Source organism: Pseudomonas iranensis (genome assembly GCF_014268585.2).
GTDB classification, from domain to species: domain Bacteria; phylum Pseudomonadota; class Gammaproteobacteria; order Pseudomonadales; family Pseudomonadaceae; genus Aquipseudomonas; species Aquipseudomonas iranensis.
On record NZ_CP077092.1, the window covers coordinates 5976183 to 5994706 of the forward strand.

Sequence of the window (18524 nt, forward strand, 5' to 3'; positions counted from 1 at the left end):
TACGGGGGTGAGCCTGACTCGAAAACGCAAAAGCCCCGTCCGGCGCGATGCCGGACGGGGCTTTTTTTGCTTCAGTTGCTCGAGCGCTATTACAACAGCGGGATCGAGTAGCTGAGGATCAGGCGGTTTTCGTCCTGGTCGCGTTGACCGGCGATGTCGGTGCGCCAGGTAGCGTTTTTCCACATCACGCCAACGTTTTTCAACGGGCCTTCCGGAACAACGTACGCCACGGTCAAATCACGTTCCCACTCGGAAGCGCCATTCGAGGTCTGGACGCCACGAGCGTAGGTATCAACGTTGTCACCACGCAGATAAACCATGCCAGCGGTCAGGCCAGGCACGCCAACCTTGGCGAAGTCGTAGGAGTAGCGTGCTTGCCAAGTGCGCTCGCCGGCACGGTTGAACTTCTGGATCTGCATGTCCGTGATGGTGTAGTTAGACGAGCCGTCACCCTGGTTCAGCCAAGGGAAGTCGCTGCTGCCATTACTCACCTGATAGCCGCCACCAAAGGTGTGACCGGCAACGGTGTAAAGGAACAAGCCGCTGTACAGGTTGTTGTCGACCTTGCCTTTGCCGTTACCCAGCGTACTGTTGCCGTACGCACCGTTGCTGAAGTAGTCCGAATCGTTGCCATTGCGGCCGTCATCGGAGCTGTTGAAGTACCGGAAGTCGGACTTCAACACACCTGGGCCAATCGACCAGTTATGCACCAGACCCAGGAAGTGTTGCTTGTAGAAGTTTTCCAGGTTGCCGTAGTAGTACTGGGCCGTCAGATCCTTGGTGATTTTGTAGTCACCACCCGCGTAGATGAACTTGTTGCTGTTTGTGGTGCGCGCAGTTGCGCCACCGATCGACAGCTGCTCATTGTTGCTGGAGTTACGACCTTTCACGTGTTCGATCTGGCCACCGACCAGAGTCAGGTCCTTGATCTCGCCGGAAGTGATCTGGCCACCCTGCCAGGTTTGTGGCAGCAGACGACCGTCGTTGGTGACGATGACCGGGTTCTTCGGCTGCAAGGTACCCAGCTTCAGTTCGGTCTGGGAAATCTTGGCTTTCGCCGTCAGACCCAGGCTGGAGAAGTTATCAACCGCCTGACCGTTGGATTCGCTTGGGAAAACAGTGCCGCCGTAGGCACTGCCAGGGGTGCCATCACCGTTAACGTTGCCGTTGGTGCCGCCGCCCGAATCCAGACGTACGCCCAGCAGGCCGATGGCATCGATACCGAAGCCGACAGTGCCTTGGGTGTAACCGGAAATGAAACGCAGATCGAAGCCTTGGCCCCATTCTTCGTTGCGACTTGGTTCGGCAGTGCCGTTACGGTTATCAGTGTTGATGTAGAAGTTGCGCAGACCCAGAGTAGCCTTGCTGTCTTCGATGAAACCGGCGGCGCTTGCCTGCTGCGCCATAACCCCAACGGCCACAGCCAGGGCCAAGGTGGACTTGTTCATGTATCGCTCCTCTCGTTCTAATTCTTGTGTTCCTGGTTCGGGGTCGATTTGCCCTGAATCCTAAGATGCGCGATTAGCGCCAGACCGTGACTGCCAAGTCAATCGTAACCTTGTGTGTCTACGACCATCGTCTAATCGCCAGTGATTGGGTCCCTGCAGCGTAAAGACTTCCTGATAATCCCAAAAAGAATTTATTCATTCTTTTTCATACCATTCGGGTATATGGCCCATTAATGGCCCTTTGCGCCGGGAAACAGCGTATCGGCGCCTAAGCTCATTCCTAAATGGTATTTGTTGACCTTTTTTTAGATCGATTAGCTTTGCCGTGCTCCCAACACGGCAAATCCCATCGAAAAGGCGACGCATCATGGCGAAACGCGCACTATCAAGTCAATTTGTTACAGTTTGTGTGTCGGCACTGTTTTCTTTTTCCGCACATGCCGCCGGTCTGACGGTCGGCTACCAGACCGGGATCGATCCGAGCAAAGTGCCGCAGGCCGATGGTGTCTATGAAAAAACCATCGGCGAGAAGATCGACTGGCGTCGTTTCAACAGCGGCCCGGAAGTCGTCACTGCCATTGCTTCTGGCGACGTGCAGATCGGCAACCTTGGCTCAAGCCCACTGGCAGCAGCTGCTTCACGCAATCTGCCGATCGTGGCGTTTATCGTTTCGGCGCAGATTAATGCCGCCGAAGCCTTGGTGGTGCGCAACGGCAGCGGCATCGACAAACCGCAGGACCTGATCGGTAAAACCATCGCCACGCCGTTCGTGTCGACCTCGCACTACAGTCTGCTTGGGGCGCTGAAGCACTGGGGCCTGAATGCTTCGCAAGTCAAAGTGGTCAACCTGCAACCGGCGGAAATCGCCGCCGCGTGGAAGCGTGGCGACATTGACGGGGCGTTTGTCTGGTCACCGGCGCTGGGTGAGATCCGCAAGACCGGCAAGACCCTGACCGACGCAGCACAAGTCGGCCAATGGGGTGCACCGACTTTCGAAGTCTGGGTGGCGCGCAAGGACTTTGCCGAGAAGCATCCCGAGGTCGTGGCCAAGTTTGCCAAGGTCACCCTGGAGTCGTTCGCTGATTACGCCGCACACAAAGACAGCTGGACGGCCGATTCGGTGCCTGTGCAGAAAATCGCCAAATTGACCGGTGCCAACGCAGCAGATGTGCCGGAACTGCTGGCCGGTTCGGCGTTCCCGGATGCCAAGGCGCAGCAAACCACGGCGCTGCTGGACGGCGGCACCGCCAAGGCCATTGCCGAAACGGCGAAATTCCTCAAGGAACAGGGCAAGGTCGAGACGGTGCTGGCGGATTATTCGCCGTACGTCAGCGCCAAGTTCATCTCTGACTGAATGCAGAACCCTGTGGTGAGGGGATTTTATCCCCGCTGGGTCGCGTAGCGACCACCTATGTTTTCACTTGGAAACGCAAGGGGACTGCTGCGCAGTCCAGCGGGGATGAATCCCCTCGCCACAGACCTCGCTGTTGTTCAGAGGGTCTTTTCGAAGATCTTCGAATTACGCTGATAGTTGTAAAGCGACGCCCGCGCCGCTGGCAGACGTTCGACGCTGCTTGGCTCGAACCCGCGCTCGCGGAACCAATGCGCAGTGCGCGTAGTGAGTACGAACAGGGTTTTCAAACCCTGCGCCCGCGCGCGGGTTTCGATGCGTTCGAGCAATTCGTCGCCGCGTCCGCCGTGGCGATACTCGGGATTCACCGCCAGACACGCCAGTTCACCAGCATCGGAATCGGCAATCTGATACAGCGCCGCACAGGCGATGATCATGCCTTCGCGCTCGACCACGCTGAACTGCTCGATCTCGCGCTCCAGCACTTCTCGCGAGCGGCGCACCAGAATGCCCTGCTCTTCCAGCGGACTGATCAGGTCGAGCAAACCGCCGACGTCTTCAATCGCCGCTTCGCGCACCATTTCGAACTGCTCCTGCGCCACCAGCGTACCGCCACCGTCGCGGGTGAACAGCTCCGTCAGCAGCGCGCCATCTTCGGCGTAACTGACGATATGGCTGCGCGCCACGCCGCCACGGCAGGCTTCGGCGGCGGCATCGAGCAACTCCGCTTGATAGTTGCTCATGCCGAGGCGCTGCAAATGGGCCGGCACTTGTTGCGGGCGCAGTTCACGTACCAGTTTGCCGTTCTCGTCGATCAGGCCGAGCTCGGCGCCGAACAACAGCAGCTTGTCCGCGCCCAGATCAATCGCGGCGCGGGTGGCGACATCTTCGCAGGCGAGGTTGAAGATTTCGCCGGTCGGCGAATAGCCCAGCGGCGACAGCAATACGATCGAGCGTTCATCGAGCAGGCGATTGATGCCCTTGCGGTCGACCCGACGCACTTCGCCGGTGTGGTGATAGTCGACACCTTCGAGCACGCCGATCGGCCGCGCGGTGACGAGGTTGCCGCTGGCCACGCGCAGGCGTGAACCCTGCATCGGCGACGAGGCCATGTCCATCGACAGCCGTGCTTCGATGGCGATGCGCAACTGGCCGACCGCATCGATCACACACTCCAGCGTCGCGGCATCGGTGATGCGCATGCCGTGATGGTAATGCGGGGTCAGGCCACGGGCGGCGAGGCGGGTTTCGATCTGCGGGCGCGAGCCGTGCACCAGCACCAGACGCACGCCCAGACTGTGCAGCAAGACCAGGTCGTGGACGATGTTGCCGAAATTCGGATGCTCGACGCCGTCGCCGGGCAGCATGACGACGAAGGTGCAATCGCGGTGAGCATTGATGTAAGGGGACGCGTGGCGAAGCCAATTGACGTATTCGGGCATGAACCTGGGCCTGTAATAAAGAGCAGCCGAAAAAAGGGGCGAAACGAAAAACGCACAGCGGGCTGATGGTTATCGTCGGAACAGGCTTGGCGACACGCGCGCTCTCCTCATGAATACGGGTTGGGGTACAGGCAATTTACCGGGTTGATGCAAGACATTTAACCCTGTGGCAGCGAGCCTGCTCGCGAAAGCAGTGGATCAGGTTCATCAATGGCGACTGACAAAACGCTTTCGCGAGCAGGCTCGCTCCCACACAGGGCCATCATCGTTCGTCTGTCGTCAGGCAGTAATGTTCAATCAACTGCCGAATCAGATGCACGGTAGGCTGCAAACGTGACATTTCAAGGTACTCGCCGGGTTGATGCGCGCAGGCAATGTCGCCGGGGCCGAGGACGATGGTTTCGCAGCCGAGGCGCTGAAGATAAGGCGCTTCGGTGCCGAACGCTACTGCTTCGGCGCGATGGCCGGTGAGCTTTTCGGCGATGCGCACCAGTTCGGCATCCTCGGACTGTTCGAACGGCGGCACTTCCGGGAACAGCGGCTTGTAGTCGATCTTCACCTTATGCCGCTCGGCCACCGGGTTGAGCTTGCGCAGGATTTCCGTGCGCAGCAGGTTCGGGTCCATGCCCGGCAGCGGCCGCAGGTCGAATTCCAGCGAACACTGGCCGCAGATGCGATTGGGGTTGTCGCCACCATGGATGCAGCCGAAGTTCATCGTTGGTTGCGGCACGCTGAACTGTGGATTGCTGAATTCGCGCTGCCACAGCAGGCGCAGGCCGCGCAGTTCGCCGATGGCATCGTGCATCGCTTCAAGGGCGCTGTGGCCCAGACGCGGATCAGACGAGTGGCCACTCTGCCCGAGGATGTCGATGCGCTCCATCATGATGCCTTTGTGCATGCGGATCGGCTTGAGACCGGTCGGCTCGCCGATCACCGCCGCGCGGCCCAACGGTTGCCCGGCCTCGGCCAGCGCGCGGGCGCCGGACATCGAGCTTTCTTCGTCGCAGGTGGCGAGGATCAGCAGCGGTTGCTTGAACGGCTGATCGAGCAGCGGCCGTACGGCTTCGATGATCAGCGCAAAAAAGCCCTTCATGTCGCAGCTGCCCAGCCCGACCCAGCGGCCATCAACCTCCGTGAGCTTCAGCGGGTCGGTCTGCCACAAAGCGTCGTCGTACGGCACGGTGTCGCTGTGCCCGGCCAGCACCAGGCCGCCGGGGCCGCTGCCGAAACTCGCGAGCAGATTGAATTTGCCGGGGCTGACCTGCTGGATATCGCAGCTGAAACCCAGGTCACCGAGCCAGCCCGCCAGCAGATCGATGACGGCGCGGTTGGACTGGTCCAGGTTCGGTTGGGTACAGCTGACCGATGGCGCGGCAATCAGCGCGGCGAACTGGTCTTGCATGGACGGCAATGGCATCACTGACTCCAGGTCCCGGATTGAGGCCCACTATAGAACCATCCGGCGCGCGGAATAAACCGCCGCAGGGCGCAGGAAGTTTGACTCCTGTACACTGCACGGCCTTGGCAGCCACACATTCCCCCGGCTGCGCTCCCGATTCTGGATGTTCCGGCCATGCAAAAAGAAACTGAAATCAAACTCCGCGTCAGCCGCGAAACCCTCGCTGCCCTGCGCGAGCACCCGCTGCTGAAGAAACGCAACAAAAGTGGCTGGGAACGCCGTGAGTTGATGAACCAGTACTTCGACACCCCCGAGCGCGACCTCGCCCAAGCCAAAGTCGCACTGCGCCTGCGCAAGGACGGTGACGAAGTGATTCAGACCCTCAAGACCCGTGGCCAAAGCGTCGCCGGCCTGTCCGAGCGTAACGAGTACGACTGGAAACTGGCGAAAGCCAAACTCGACGTAAAAAAACTCGACGGCGAATGCTGGCCTGAGGCACTGGCCGAGCTGGACAAGAAAACGCTCAAACCGATCTTCACCACCGATTTCGTCCGCGAGCGCGCCGAAATCGCCTGGGGCCGTGGCAAGACCAAAGTGGTCATCGAAGCCGCGCTGGACCTCGGTCACGTGGTGGTTGGCAAGCAGAAGGAAGAAATCTGCGAGCTGGAACTGGAGCTGCGCGAAGGCGAGCCTGCCGCGTTGCTGGAACTGGCTGCCGAACTGGCCGAAACCCTGGCGCTGATGCCGTGCGATATCAGCAAGGCCGAGCGCGGTTATCGTCTGCACGACGCCAACAGCTACTCGCTGAGCCTGCCAGCGCCGCAGCTGACCAGCGAAACCCGTCTCGACGACGCCTTCGCCGCGTTGAGCTGGCATTTGCTCGGCAGCAGCCAGCGTCTGGCCGAACAATATCGCTTCAACGGCCACTGGCGCCTGTTGCAGGACTGGGTCGAGAACCTCGCGGAAATGCGCGCCCTGCTCAGCAGCCTCGGCCAGGCGGCGCCGCGTCAGTCGACCCACGATTTGCGCGTGGCCCTCGATGCCTTGCTGGAAGACTGGCGCCCACTGGTGCAGGTCGGCATCGAAGACGAAGACGTGCGCAAAGCCGCGCCGGAGCAGTTCCTCGAAGAGCTGGAAGACCCGCGCTGGGGCCAGTTCTCGCTGAACGCTTCGCGCTGGCTGTTGGCCCGCACCTGGACTGCCGACCGCAACACCCGTGGCAACCGTCAGGGTGACGCGCAACTGCACAGCTGGTTGCCGCGTCTGCTGGGCGAAGAAGCCACTGCTCTGCAGCTGCAACGCTATCAGCAGCAGCCGGAAGACCTTGCCGAGCAACTGCCACGTATCGAGCGCATTCAGGTCTGGTTGCACCATGCGCGCAACGTGCTGGACATCCCGGAAATGGATCGCCTGTACGGTGAACTGAACAAACTGGCGCAACTGGCCAACGAGCCGACCATCACCGACGAACTGCTCGATGCGCGCAAGCATCAGGCGATTGCGGTGTACCAGAACCGCGCCTGGAAAATCCTGCTGCGCAGCTAAACACCTTCCCACCTGATCGTTCCCACCCTCTGCGTGGGAACGCCTCAATGGACGCTCTGCGTCCGCTTGGGACGCAGAGCGTCCCGGGCTGCATTCCTTTGCTGCGCGTGGGAACGATCAAGCGGGGACTGCTGCGCAGCCCAGCGGGGATAAATCCCCTCGCCACAAAGGCCATCCGCACTAGACCGGCAGGCTGGTGGTGGACTTGATCTCCGACAGCGCCACGATCGAATTCACTTCCTGTATCCCCGGCACCAGCGACAGCTTCTCGAAGAAGAACCGCTCGTACGCCTCGATGTCCGCCGCGACTATGCGCAACATGAAATCCACCGCGCCCATCAGCACATAACACTCCAGCACTTCCGGAAAGCCGCGAATCGCCTCGGTGAATTCGGTGAAGTTCGAGCGGCCGTGGGCGTTGAGTTTGATCTCGGCAAAAATCTGCGTGTTCAGGCCGATCTTCTTGCGATCCAGCAAGGTCACCTGGCCGCGAATGATGCCCTCCTCCTTCATCCGCTGAATCCGCCGCCAGCACGGCGATTGCGACAGGCCGACCTGCTCGGCGATCTGCGCGCTCGACAGCGAAGCGTCTTCCTGGAGCAAGGCGAGGATCTTGCGGTCGTAGGCGTCCAGCTCGCTGTGCATAAAAAATCCTCAAAGTTCAGCTTTAACGAATCAACTCTTTCGATAAATCCGTTCAGACGCCGATCATAGCCAAGAAATACCCCGCACCGCATGTAAAAATTTCTCCACTGATCTGGAGATTCACCATGCCGCACCTTGAAGCCGTAAACAGCCCCGCCACCCGCGCCGATGTCTGGAACGTCAATAACGCCCACTGCCTGGCGCAGTACCGGATCCTCGCCGAGGCGGAGCCGGATCTGCTGGTGCGGGTGCTGAATCTGTTCGCTTTGCAGTTTCTGACCCCGGAGCAGGTCAAGGTCCAGCGCCAGGACGATCTGCTGTCGATCGATCTGCTCATAAGCGGCCTGAGCTGGCATCGCGCGCAAGTGATCGCGGAGAAACTGCGCAACCTGATCAGCGTTTGCGCGGTGGACCTGCACAACGCCGACGCGGGGTGGCAGGCGCCCGCCCAGGCTGCCGGCTGACAAATCCGGCAACGGCTTCGTCGGGTAGTGGCCCAACGGTCAGCAGGGCCGCGACTATCCTTTTGCGCATGACGCTTAAAAAGGAAAGCCGCATGTCCGTTCAATTTGTCACTCAGGACCGCTGGCTGGACCTCAACGATGTGTTGCGTGAACTGGTCGCCCAGGGCTTCATCTGCCAGGACGCGGCGGAACAGGCGCTCAATGCCCGCCGTCGCCATGCTGCTCACGGGCAGATGCATCCGCTGGAGTTCATCGCCAGCCAGCAACTCGACGACCTCAGCCGTCCGGGCAAACATCTGGATCTGGAAAGCCTGACCCTGTGGCTGGCGCAACAGGCCGGTCAGCCGTATTTGCGCATTGATCCGCTGAAAATCAATGTCGCGGCGATCACGCCGCTGATGTCCTATGCCTTCGCGCAACGGCACAAAATTCTCGCCGTCGCCGTGGACCGCGACTCGGTCACCGTGGCCAGCGCTCAGCCCTACGTCAGCGGTTGGGAAGCTGACCTGACCCACGTATTGAAGCTGCCGATCAAACGGGTCGTGGCCAACCCGGTGGATATCCAGCGCTTCAGCGTCGAGTTTTTCCGGCTGGCCAAATCGGTCAGCGGTGCCAGCAATGCCGACGCCCAGAGCGGCAATCTCGGCAACTTCGAACAACTGCTCAACCTCGGCGCCAGCGACCAGGAGCCGGACGCCAACGACGCGCACATCGTCAACATCGTCGACTGGCTGTTCCAGTACGCCTTCCAGCAGCGCGCCAGTGATATCCACATCGAACCGCGCCGCGAGCACGGCACCGTGCGCTTTCGCATCGACGGCGTGCTGCACAACGTCTATCAATTCCCGCCGCAGGTGACCATGGCGATCGTCAGCCGCCTGAAAAGCCTTGGCCGCATGAACGTCGCGGAAAAGCGCAAACCCCAGGATGGCCGGGTCAAGACCAAGACCCCGGACGGCGGCGAAGTGGAGTTGCGGCTGTCGACTTTGCCGACAGCGTTCGGCGAAAAAATGGTCATGCGGATTTTCGACCCGGAAGTGCTGCTGAAGAATTTCGACCAGTTGGGTTTCAGCGCCGACGACCTGCGCCGCTGGCAGGACATGACCCGCCAGCCCAACGGCATCATTCTGGTCACCGGGCCGACCGGTTCGGGCAAGACCACGACCCTGTACACCACGCTGAAAAAACTGGCGACGCCGGAGGTCAACCTCTGCACCATCGAAGACCCGATCGAAATGGTCGAGCCGGCCTTCAACCAGATGCAGGTGCAGCACAACATCGAACTGACCTTCGCCGCCGGGGTGCGCGCGCTGATGCGGCAGGACCCGGATATCATCATGATCGGCGAGATCCGCGATCTGGAAACTGCGGAAATGGCGATTCAGGCCGCGCTCACCGGGCACTTGGTCCTGTCCACCCTGCACACCAACGACGCGCCAAGCGCCATCAGCCGTTTGCTCGAACTGGGCGTGCCGCATTACCTGATCAAAGCCACCGTGCTCGGGGTCATGGCCCAGCGTCTGGTGCGCACCTTGTGCCCGCACTGCAAGGCGCCGCTGACGCTCGAAGATGAAGACTGGCAAACCCTGACCCGGCCCTGGCAGGCGCCGCTGCCGAGCAATGCGCAACGGGCGATCGGTTGCCTGGAATGCCGCGACACCGGCTATCGCGGCCGCGCCGGCGTGTACGAAATCATGCAGCTGAGCGACAGCCTCAAAGCGCTGATCACCCCGGATACCGACCTCACCGCGATCCGCCGCCAGGCCTTCAAGGAAGGCATGCGCAGCCTGCGCCTGTCCGGTGCGCAGAAAGTTGCGGCGGGGCTGACCACGGTGGAGGAAGTGTTGCGGGTGACACCGCAAAGTGAGTTGAAATAATTCAGCACGGAACTGGATCGGGGATCGGCTATCCAACGCCGTAGTCAATCCCAGGAGTCACCTCATCATGCGTCTCAAACTCGCTGTCGCCACCTTGGCCCTGCTGTCGCTTCCCGTTGGTTCGGCCATGGCGGACAGCTTTTGGCGTAACGTCATCTCCTCCGGTGCCACCACCGGCTCGACCTACCTGACCTTCAAGGATCACAAGCTGATCGTCGCCGCCCAGGACGACGCCGGCAGCTTCGTCGCCAGCGACGGCGGCATCCGTGGCCCGTACCTGGAAGCAGCGATGCAGAAAGTCCGCGCCGACAACCCTGGCCTGCAGGCTTCGGACATGGAACTGGCGAACGCGATCCTGGCGAAGAACGCCGTGGCTTCCGAGTAACAAAAATGCCGCTCAAACGAGCGGCATTTTTTTGCCCGGATTACCGCCTCACCACCCTGCCTTGTGGGAGCGCGCCTGCTCGCGAAAGCGGTGAGCCAGTCACCGCAAATGCCGGCTGGACGATTGCTTTCGCGAGCAGGCTCGCTCCCACAGGGACGGTGGTGGATTTAGAGATCAGCGGTAATCATCCACCGGCACACACGCGCAATACAGATTGCGATCGCCGTAGACGTTATCCACCCGATTCACCGCCGGCCAATATTTGTGCAAGCGTGTGTGCGCATCCGGGGTGATGGCCTGTTCGACACTGTAGGGTCGCTCCCAGACTCCAGTGACATCGGCCAAGGTATGCGGCGCGCGTTTGAGCGGGTTGTCTTCGCCCGGCCAGTTGCCCTTCTGCACTTCATTGATCTCGGCGCGAATGCTCAGCATCGCCGCGATGAAGCGGTCGAGCTCTGCCTTGGACTCGCTCTCGGTCGGCTCGACCATCAACGTACCCGGTACCGGAAAGGACATGGTCGGCGCGTGGAAGCCGTAATCCATCAGCCGCTTGGCGACGTCTTCCTCGCTGATGCCGGTCTGCGCCTTCAGCGGGCGCAGATCAAGAATGCATTCATGCGCCACACGACCATTGCGCCCGGTGTAGAGCACCGGGAACGCGCCGGATAAATGCTGCGCCAGATAATTCGCCGCCAGAATCGCCACCTCGCTGGCGTCCGCCAGTTGCGGGCCCATCATGGCGATGTACATCCAACTGATCGGCAAAATGCTCGCACTGCCCCACGGCGCTGCGCTGACTGCGCCGTTCTGCGCCAGCGGCCCGTCAATCGGCACCACCGGATGGTTGGCGACGAACGGCGCCAGATGCGCACGAACGCCGATCGGGCCCATGCCCGGCCCGCCGCCGCCATGGGGAATGCAGAAGGTCTTGTGCAGGTTCATGTGCGACACGTCGGCGCCAATGTCCGCTGGTCTGGCCAGGCCGACCTGCGCATTGAGATTGGCGCCATCCATATACACCTGGCCGCCATGCTGGTGAATCACTGCGCAGATGTCGCTGATGCCTTCCTCGTAAACCCCGTGGGTCGACGGATAGGTCGCCATCAGGCACGACAACTTATTCCCGGCCTCGGCGGCTTTCAGCTGCAAATCATCCAGATCGACATTGCCCGCCTCATCGCATTCGACAATCACCACACGCATCCCGGCCATCTGCGCCGAGGCAGGATTGGTGCCGTGGGCCGATGACGGAATCAGGCAGATATCCCGCGCGCCCTCCCCCCGGCTCTCGTGATATTTACGGATCGCCAGGAGCCCGGCGTATTCGCCCTGGGCGCCAGAGTTGGGCTGCATGCAGATCGCATCGAAACCGGTAATCGCACAGAGCCAACGCTCAAGCTCTTCGATCATCAGCGTGTAACCGACAGCCTGCTCCCTCGGCACAAACGGATGCAGATGGGCGAACTGCGGCCAGGTGATCGGGATCATCTCGCTGGTGGCGTTGAGTTTCATCGTGCACGAGCCCAGCGGGATCATCGATTGGTTGAGCGCCAGATCCTTGTTTTCCAGCTGTTTGAGGTAACGCAGCATCTCGGTTTCGCTGTGGTGAGCGTTGAACACCGGATGTTGCAGGTACGGCGTACTGCGCTGGAGTTCGTCGGGAATTCCCGAGGCGATGTCCTGCGCATCAAGCGCATCCACGCTCAGGCCGTGATCGGCGCCGAGCAGCACATCGAACAGCTTCGCCACGGTGTGTTCATCACAGGTCTCGTCCAGACTCAGACCGACGCGGCCGCGCCCAAGAATGCGCAGGTTGATCTGCGCTGCCTGAGCACTTTCGATGATCGCCGTTTGCGCGCCGCCGACCTCCAGCGTCAGCGTGTCGAAGAACTGCCTGTTGAGCCGTTTGATGCCGTTGCGCTCGAGTCCCGCCGCGAGGATGCAGGTCAGGCGATGCACGCGCTGGGCGATACGCTTCAAACCCTCGGGGCCGTGATACACCGCATAACAACTGGCGATATTGGCCAGCAGCACCTGCGCGGTGCAGATGTTCGAATTGGCTTTCTCGCGGCGGATGTGTTGCTCGCGGGTTTGCAGGGCCATGCGCAGCGCGACGTTGCCGCGAGCATCTTTCGACACACCGATGATCCGCCCCGGAATCGCCCGTTTGTATTCCTCGCGGCTGGCGAAGAACGCCGCGTGCGGGCCGCCATAACCCATCGGCACACCGAAACGCTGGGACGAACCGAACACCACATCGGCACCCAACTCACCCGGCGGCGTCAGCACCAGCAGGCTGAGCAAATCGGTGGCGACGCAGGCCAGGGCCTGTTGTGCGTGCAGGTGGTTGATCAAGGGTTTGAGATCGCGGATTTCGCCGTGGGTGTCGGGGTATTGCAGCAGCGCGCCGAACACCTCGTGCTGCGCCAGGTTATCCACCGCGTCGACGATCAGCTCGAAGCCGAAACCTTCGGCGCGGGTCTGTACCACGGAGAGAGTTTGCGGATGGCAATTTTCATCCACAAAAAACAGATTGCTCTTCGACTTCGCCACGCGCTTGGCCAAAGCCATGGCTTCGGCCGCTGCGGTAGCCTCATCGAGCAGCGAGGCGTTGGCCAGTTCCAGGCCGGTGAGGTCGATGGTCAGTTGCTGAAAATTGAGCAACGCTTCGAGCCGGCCCTGGGCGATCTCTGGTTGATATGGGGTGTACGCGGTGTACCAACCGGGATTTTCCAGCACGTTGCGCAAGATGACGGTCGGCGTGACAGTGCCGTGATAGCCCATGCCGATCAGGCTGGTGAACAGCTGATTCTGCTCGGCATAACCGCGCAGTTTCGCCAGTGCAGCCTGTTCGTCGAGAGCCGGCGGCAGATCCAGCGCGCGATTGAAGCGAATCCCCGGCGGCACGGTCTGCTCGATCAGCTCGGCGCGACTGCCCAGGCCGAGGCTGTCGAGCATCGCCTGCTGCTCGGCGGCATCCGGGCCGAGGTGGCGGCGCAGAAAGGCTTCGGGATCGCGTAACTGGCTCAGGGACGGCGACTGGGACATGACGGGCTCTCCTGGCTGGCGCTTGGCGTCAATCGACACGGTCAAACCAGCATAGCAGGCGAATTTTCAAGATCACGCCGCCCCTGTGGGAGCGAGCCTGCTCGCGAAAGCGGTGTTTCAGTCACATTGGCATTGACTGATATGGCGCTTTCGCGAGCAGGCTCGCTCCCACAAAGGGATATTCGTCGCCCATAAAAAAACCCCGACGAATCGGGGCTTTGGGTCGCGCCGGCAAGTTACTCGCCGATGGCAGCCTTGTAAGCCGCAGCATCCAGCAGCTTGTCCAGCTCGGCCTTGTCGCTTGGCTTGAGCTTGAAGATCCACGCGCCGTACGGGTCGGAGTTCAGCAGTTCGGGCGAGCCGCTCAGGTCTTCGTTGATCGCGATGACCTCACCGCTGACCGGGGCGTAGATGTCGGAGGCGGCTTTCACCGACTCGACCACGCCGGATTGGTCACCGGCGGCGAACACCTTGCCGACTTCGGTCAGCTCGACGAACACCACGTCGCCCAGCGCTTCCTGCGCGTGATCGCTGATGCCCACGGTGACGGTGCCGTCAGCTTCCAGACGCGCCCATTCATGACTTTCGGCAAATCGCAGTTCGGCAGGGATATCGCTCATCTTCGGTTCCTCGGAAATTGGTCAGCGGTCATGCCCGCCAGAAAAGGTTAGATCAAGGTTTTGCCATGGCGCACGAAGGTCGGTTTGACCACTCGCACCGGATACCACTTGCCACGGATTTCCACTTCGGCGCGGTCGGCGGTTGCCATCGGAACACGCGCCAGGGCAATCGATTTGCTCAGCGTAGGAGAGAAACTACCACTGGTGATCTCCCCTTCGCCAACATCGGCGATGCGAACCACCTGGTGAGCACGCAAAACCCCGCGTTCTTCCAGTACCAGACCGACCAGTTTGTGCGCCACACCGGCGGCTTTTTCCGCCTCCAGCGCCGCGCGGCCGATGAACTGCCGCGAGGCCGGCTCCCAGGCGATGCTCCAGGCCATGTTCGAGGCCAGCGGTGAAACGTCCTGATGAATGTCCTGACCGTACAGGTTCATCCCAGCCTCGACCCGCAAGGTGTCGCGAGCACCGAGACCGATCGGCGAAATACCCGCACCGACCAGATCGTTGAAGAAACCCGGCGCCTGATTCGCGGGCAGGCAGATTTCCAGGCCATCCTCGCCGGTGTAACCGGTACGCGCGATGAACCAGTCGCCGTCGATGGCGCCTTCGAAAGGTTTGAGTTGCTGGATCAGCGTGGCGCGGGACTGGGTGACCAGTTCGGCAATCTTGTGCCGGGCCTGCGGGCCTTGGATGGCGAGCATCGCCAGTTCGGCGCGCTCGTGCAGTTGCACCTCGTAAGCGCCGAGCTGGGCGTTCATCCAGGCCAGATCCTGATCGCGGGTCGAGGCGTTGAACACCAGCCGGTACGCGTCGTCGAGGCGATAGACGATCATGTCGTCGACGATGCCGCCGCGCTCATTGAGCATGGTGCTGTACAACGCCCGGCCGGGGCGGTGCAGACGTTCGACGTCGTTGGCCAGCAAATGCTGGAGCCAGGCCTTGGCCTGGGCGCCGGTGACATCGATCACGGTCATATGGGAAACATCGAACACCCCGCAATCGCGGCGCACTTCGTGGTGCTCCTCGACCTGCGAGCCGTAATGCAGTGGCATGTCCCAACCGCCAAAATCGACCATCTTCGCGCCGAGCGCGAGGTGCAGGTCATACAGAGGCGTACGCTGTCCCATGGGTTTCTCCTTCCGGGCGTGGCGAGGGTGCGGACCGCCGCTATACGGCGGAAAGCCTTGATGAATAAGGCTTGCAGCCGATTCCAGCGCACGGGTCTGTCAGACGAACCGCACCGAATGCCGCGCATTGTAGCCGCATGGTGTAGGACTGACGACTAAGTGTTTCGGTGCGCCGAACGTCGAATCAATCCGATCACTGGCAATAGACCAACCAGCACCAGGGTCAATGCCGGCAATGAGGCCCTCGCCCATTCACCTTCACTGGTCATTTCAAAGATGCGCACCGCCAGCGTGTCCCAGCCAAACGGGCGCATCAGCAGGGTCGCGGGCATTTCCTTGAGCACATCGACGAACACCAGCAACGCCGCGCTCAAGGTGCCGGGCAGCAAGAGCGGCAGATACACTTTGAAAAACAGTCGCGGCCCACTGACACCCAGGCTACGTGCCGCTTCAGGCAAAGATGGCCGTATACGCGCCAGACTGCTTTCCAGCGGCCCATACGCCACGGCAATGAAGCGCACCAGATACGCCATCAGCAACGCCGCAAGGCTGCCGAGCAGCAATGGTTTGCCGGCACCACCGAGCCAGGCGGAGAGCGGAATCACCAGTTCACGATCCAGATAACTGAAGGCGAGCATGATCGACACCGCCAGCACCGAACCGGGCAAGGCGTAGCCGAGATTGGCCAGACCGACGCCGGAGTTGATGGCTTGGGTCGGCGCCAGACGCCGGGCAAACGCCAGCAACAGCGCAACGCTGACGGTGATCAGCGCGGCCATCGCGCCCAGATACAGCGTGTGCAGAATCAGTCCGGCGTAGCGCTCATCCAAATCGAAGCGTCCACGCTGCCAGAACCACACGATCAGTTGCAGCACCGGGATAACGAAGGCGCAGGCGAATACCAATGCACACCAGCCCGTCGCCGCGAAGGCCTTGATTCCCCGCAGGTGATACAGCGCTTTCACCCGTGGCCGCTCGTTGCTGGCCCGATTCGCCCCGCGTGCCCGGCGCTCGCCGTACAGCACCAGCATCACTACCAGCAGCAACAGACTGGCCAGTTGTGCGGCGCTGGGCAGGCTGAAGAAGCCGTACCAGGTCTTGTAGATTGCCGTGGTGAAGGTGTCGAAGTTGAACACCGACACCGCGCCAAAATCGGCGAGGGTTTCCATCAGCGCCAGCGCCACGCCCGCGCCGATCGCCGGACGCGCCATCGGCAGCGCAACCCGCCAGAACGCCTGCCACGGCGACTGCCCGAGCACCCGCGCCGCTTCCATCAGGCCTTTGCCCTGAGCCAGGAATGCGGTGCGCGCCAGCAGATAAACGTAGGGATAAAACACCAGCACCAGGACCACGATCACACCACCGGTGGAGCGCACTCGCGGCAGGCGCAGGCCGCTGCCGAACCATTCGCGCAGCAGGGTTTGCACGGGGCCGGCGAAATCGAGCAGGCCGACGAAGACGAACGCCAGTACATAGGCAGGGATGGCGAAGGGCAGCATCAGCGCCCAGTCGAGCCAGCGCCGACCGGGAAATTCGCAGAGGCTGGTCAGCCACGCCAGGCTGACACCCAGCAGGGTCACGCCGACACCGACGCCGAGGATCAGCGTCAGGGTATTGCCGAGCAGTCGCGGCATCTGGGTTTGCCACAGATGCGACCAGATCTGCTGATCGATGGTCTGCCACGACAACAACAGCACGCTCAGCGGCAACAACACCAGCGCGGCGATGGCGAAGACGATGGGGTACCAGCGGCGTTGGGCGGGGTGGGCCACTTTTGGGTCTCTGGAGGGATTGGGGTGTTCTTGGATTGCGTATTTCAGGTTGGGATTGCTGCCCTCACCCTAGCCCTCTCCCGGAGGGAGAGGGAACTGACCGAGGTGCTCATGCAAACTACATCGACCTGAGATATTGAGTCGAACTCAAGTTTCGAAAGCAACACAAGTTGGCTCCCTCTCCCTCCGGGAGAGGGCTGGGGTGAGGGAGCGATCTTGAAAGATCAACAGTTACACGAAACGCCTCAGTTCCACCCCGCCCGATCCATCATCCGGATCGCCTCAGCCTGACGTTTGCCCGCCACCTCAACCGGCAAGGTATCGGCGACAAACTTGCCCCACGCCGCCACTTCTTCCGAAGGCGCCACCGCCGGGTTGGCCGGGAATTCCTGGTTCACGTCGGCAAAAATCTTCTGTGCCTCAGGCGTGGTCATCCATTCGACCAGCGCCTTGGCCGCTTCCGGGTGCGGTGCATGTTTGGTCAGGCCGATGCCCGACAGGTTCACATGCACACCGCGATCGGCCTGATTCGGCCAGAACAGCTTCACCGGCAATTCAGGCTTCTGCTTATGCAGGCGACCGTAGTAGTAGGTGTTGACGATGCCAACGTCACACTGCCCGGCGTTGATCGCTTCCAGCACCGCAACGTCATCGGAGAACACGTCAGTGGACAGGTTGTTGACCCAGCCCTTGAGGATCTTCTCGGTCTTTTCGGCGCCGTGAACTTCGATCATGGTCGCAGTCAGCGACTGGTTGTAGACCTTCTTGGCCGTGCGCAGGCACAGGCGGCCTTCCCAATTCTTGTCGGCCAGCGCTTCATAGGTGGTCAGTTCGCCCGGCTTCACCCGCACGGTGGAATAGGCGATGGTCCGCGCGCGCAGGCTCAGGCCGGTCCAGGCGTGGGTGGACGAGCGATATTGCGCGGGAATGTTGGTGTCGATGGTTTTCGAAGTGAACGGCTGGAGGATGCCCATCTGCTCGGCCTGCCACAGGTTGCCGGCATCGACGGTGAGCAGCAGGTCGGCGGTGGCGTTTTCGCCCTCGGCCTTGATGCGCTGCATCAGCGGCGCTTCCTTGTCGGTGATGAACTTGATCTTCACCCCGGTCTTGGCGGTGTAGGCATCGAATACCGGTTTGATCAGCTCATCGATACGCGACGAGTAAACCACCACCTCATCGGCGGCCTGGGCAGTGGTGCTGCCGATCAGGGTCAAGGCCAGTGCGGTCAGAAGACGCTTGGGTGCCAACATGGGAGTGGTCTCACGGTCGGGAAAGGTGGGCCAAATGATAAGGACTCACATTTACCACCACAATCGAACACTGGGTGAAGGCGTTACCAGATGTTGCACGACTCAAAACTGCGGCGAGTTGACGGACGCTTTCGCGAGCAGGCTCGCT

Annotated in this window: 14 protein-coding genes; 5 read left to right on the top strand and 9 right to left on the bottom strand. The window is 61.3% G+C overall.

Annotated features, from left to right (window positions below):
- Positions 1–89: 89 nt before the first annotated feature.
- Positions 90–1448, bottom strand: a complete 1359-nt coding sequence (locus tag HU724_RS27005) for an OprD family porin (protein ID WP_186569742.1) — start codon at positions 1446–1448, stop codon at positions 90–92.
- A gap of 364 nt (positions 1449–1812) precedes the next feature.
- On the opposite strand from HU724_RS27005, the gene tauA reads away from it, so the two are divergent.
- A complete protein-coding gene (gene tauA, locus HU724_RS27010) occupies positions 1813–2802 on the top strand; it encodes a taurine ABC transporter substrate-binding protein (RefSeq protein WP_186569761.1) in 990 nt (329 codons plus the stop codon).
- Positions 2803–2939: 137 nt separating this feature from the next.
- Here tauA and argA read toward each other — a convergent pair whose 3' ends face one another.
- Complete coding sequence (gene argA / locus HU724_RS27015; protein ID WP_186569743.1) at positions 2940–4241, bottom strand: amino-acid N-acetyltransferase; 1302 nt, start codon at positions 4239–4241, stop codon at positions 2940–2942.
- A 262-nt stretch (positions 4242–4503) separates the two neighbouring features.
- Positions 4504–5658, bottom strand: a complete 1155-nt coding sequence (gene argE, locus HU724_RS27020) for an acetylornithine deacetylase (RefSeq protein WP_186569744.1) — start codon at positions 5656–5658, stop codon at positions 4504–4506.
- Between the two features lie 156 nt (positions 5659–5814).
- Here argE and HU724_RS27025 point away from each other — a divergent pair, with 156 nt between their 5' ends.
- The gene (locus HU724_RS27025) at positions 5815–7185 is read left to right on the top strand and encodes a CYTH domain-containing protein (protein WP_110599916.1); all 1371 of its coding nucleotides are present in this window, start codon (positions 5815–5817) and stop codon (positions 7183–7185) included.
- A 180-nt stretch (positions 7186–7365) separates the two neighbouring features.
- Here HU724_RS27025 and HU724_RS27030 read toward each other — a convergent pair whose 3' ends face one another.
- Positions 7366–7830, bottom strand: a complete 465-nt coding sequence (locus tag HU724_RS27030; protein ID WP_024014730.1) for an Lrp/AsnC family transcriptional regulator — start codon at positions 7828–7830, stop codon at positions 7366–7368.
- Between the two features lie 125 nt (positions 7831–7955).
- Here HU724_RS27030 and HU724_RS27035 point away from each other — a divergent pair, with 125 nt between their 5' ends.
- From HU724_RS27035 to HU724_RS27045, 3 genes are all read left to right on the top strand, one after another.
- A complete protein-coding gene (locus tag HU724_RS27035) occupies positions 7956–8294 on the top strand; it encodes an ACT-like domain-containing protein (protein WP_186569745.1) in 339 nt (112 codons plus the stop codon).
- Between the two features lie 92 nt (positions 8295–8386).
- Entirely contained in the window at positions 8387–10171 is a 1785-nt protein-coding gene (tfpB, locus tag HU724_RS27040) for a type IV pilus assembly ATPase TfpB (protein ID WP_122506176.1), read from the top strand.
- Positions 10172–10235: 64 nt separating this feature from the next.
- Positions 10236–10556, top strand: a complete 321-nt coding sequence (locus tag HU724_RS27045; protein WP_172667868.1) for a DUF2388 domain-containing protein — start codon at positions 10236–10238, stop codon at positions 10554–10556.
- Between the two features lie 174 nt (positions 10557–10730).
- Here HU724_RS27045 and gcvP read toward each other — a convergent pair whose 3' ends face one another.
- From gcvP to HU724_RS27070, 5 genes are all read right to left on the bottom strand, one after another.
- Entirely contained in the window at positions 10731–13604 is a 2874-nt protein-coding gene (gene gcvP, locus HU724_RS27050) for an aminomethyl-transferring glycine dehydrogenase (protein ID WP_186569746.1), read from the bottom strand.
- Positions 13605–13840: 236 nt separating this feature from the next.
- The gene (gcvH, locus tag HU724_RS27055) at positions 13841–14224 is read right to left on the bottom strand and encodes a glycine cleavage system protein GcvH (protein ID WP_125916753.1); all 384 of its coding nucleotides are present in this window, start codon (positions 14222–14224) and stop codon (positions 13841–13843) included.
- 47 nt (positions 14225–14271) lie between these two features.
- Positions 14272–15354 (bottom strand): glycine cleavage system aminomethyltransferase GcvT, encoded by a 1083-nt coding sequence (gene gcvT / locus HU724_RS27060; RefSeq protein WP_186569747.1) that lies wholly within the window; start codon positions 15352–15354, stop codon positions 14272–14274.
- 155 nt (positions 15355–15509) lie between these two features.
- Positions 15510–17126, bottom strand: coding sequence for an ABC transporter permease (locus tag HU724_RS27065; RefSeq protein WP_186569748.1), 1617 nt, complete (start codon positions 17124–17126; stop codon positions 15510–15512).
- 245 nt (positions 17127–17371) lie between these two features.
- Positions 17372–18376, bottom strand: coding sequence for an extracellular solute-binding protein (locus HU724_RS27070; RefSeq protein WP_122612316.1), 1005 nt, complete (start codon positions 18374–18376; stop codon positions 17372–17374).
- Positions 18377–18524 lie beyond the last annotated feature (148 nt).

What these genes read in the sequence shown, in the direction of transcription:
- gcvT (WP_186569747.1), bottom strand. Translation starts at nt 15,354, where the DNA reads ATGGGACAGCGTACGCCTCTGTATGACCTGCACCTCGCGCTCGGCGCG.
- HU724_RS27030 (WP_024014730.1), bottom strand. Translation starts at nt 7,830, where the DNA reads ATGCACAGCGAGCTGGACGCCTACGACCGCAAGATCCTCGCCTTGCTC.
- argA (WP_186569743.1), bottom strand. Translation starts at nt 4,241, where the DNA reads ATGCCCGAATACGTCAATTGGCTTCGCCACGCGTCCCCTTACATCAAT.
- HU724_RS27005 (WP_186569742.1), bottom strand. Translation starts at nt 1,448, where the DNA reads ATGAACAAGTCCACCTTGGCCCTGGCTGTGGCCGTTGGGGTTATGGCG.
- gcvP (WP_186569746.1), bottom strand. Translation starts at nt 13,604, where the DNA reads ATGTCCCAGTCGCCGTCCCTGAGCCAGTTACGCGATCCCGAAGCCTTT.
- argE (WP_186569744.1), bottom strand. Translation starts at nt 5,658, where the DNA reads ATGCCATTGCCGTCCATGCAAGACCAGTTCGCCGCGCTGATTGCCGCG.
- gcvH (WP_125916753.1), bottom strand. Translation starts at nt 14,224, where the DNA reads ATGAGCGATATCCCTGCCGAACTGCGATTTGCCGAAAGTCATGAATGG.
- tfpB (WP_122506176.1), top strand. Translation starts at nt 8,387, where the DNA reads ATGTCCGTTCAATTTGTCACTCAGGACCGCTGGCTGGACCTCAACGAT.
- HU724_RS27025 (WP_110599916.1), top strand. Translation starts at nt 5,815, where the DNA reads ATGCAAAAAGAAACTGAAATCAAACTCCGCGTCAGCCGCGAAACCCTC.
- HU724_RS27070 (WP_122612316.1), bottom strand. Translation starts at nt 18,376, where the DNA reads ATGTTGGCACCCAAGCGTCTTCTGACCGCACTGGCCTTGACCCTGATC.
- HU724_RS27035 (WP_186569745.1), top strand. Translation starts at nt 7,956, where the DNA reads ATGCCGCACCTTGAAGCCGTAAACAGCCCCGCCACCCGCGCCGATGTC.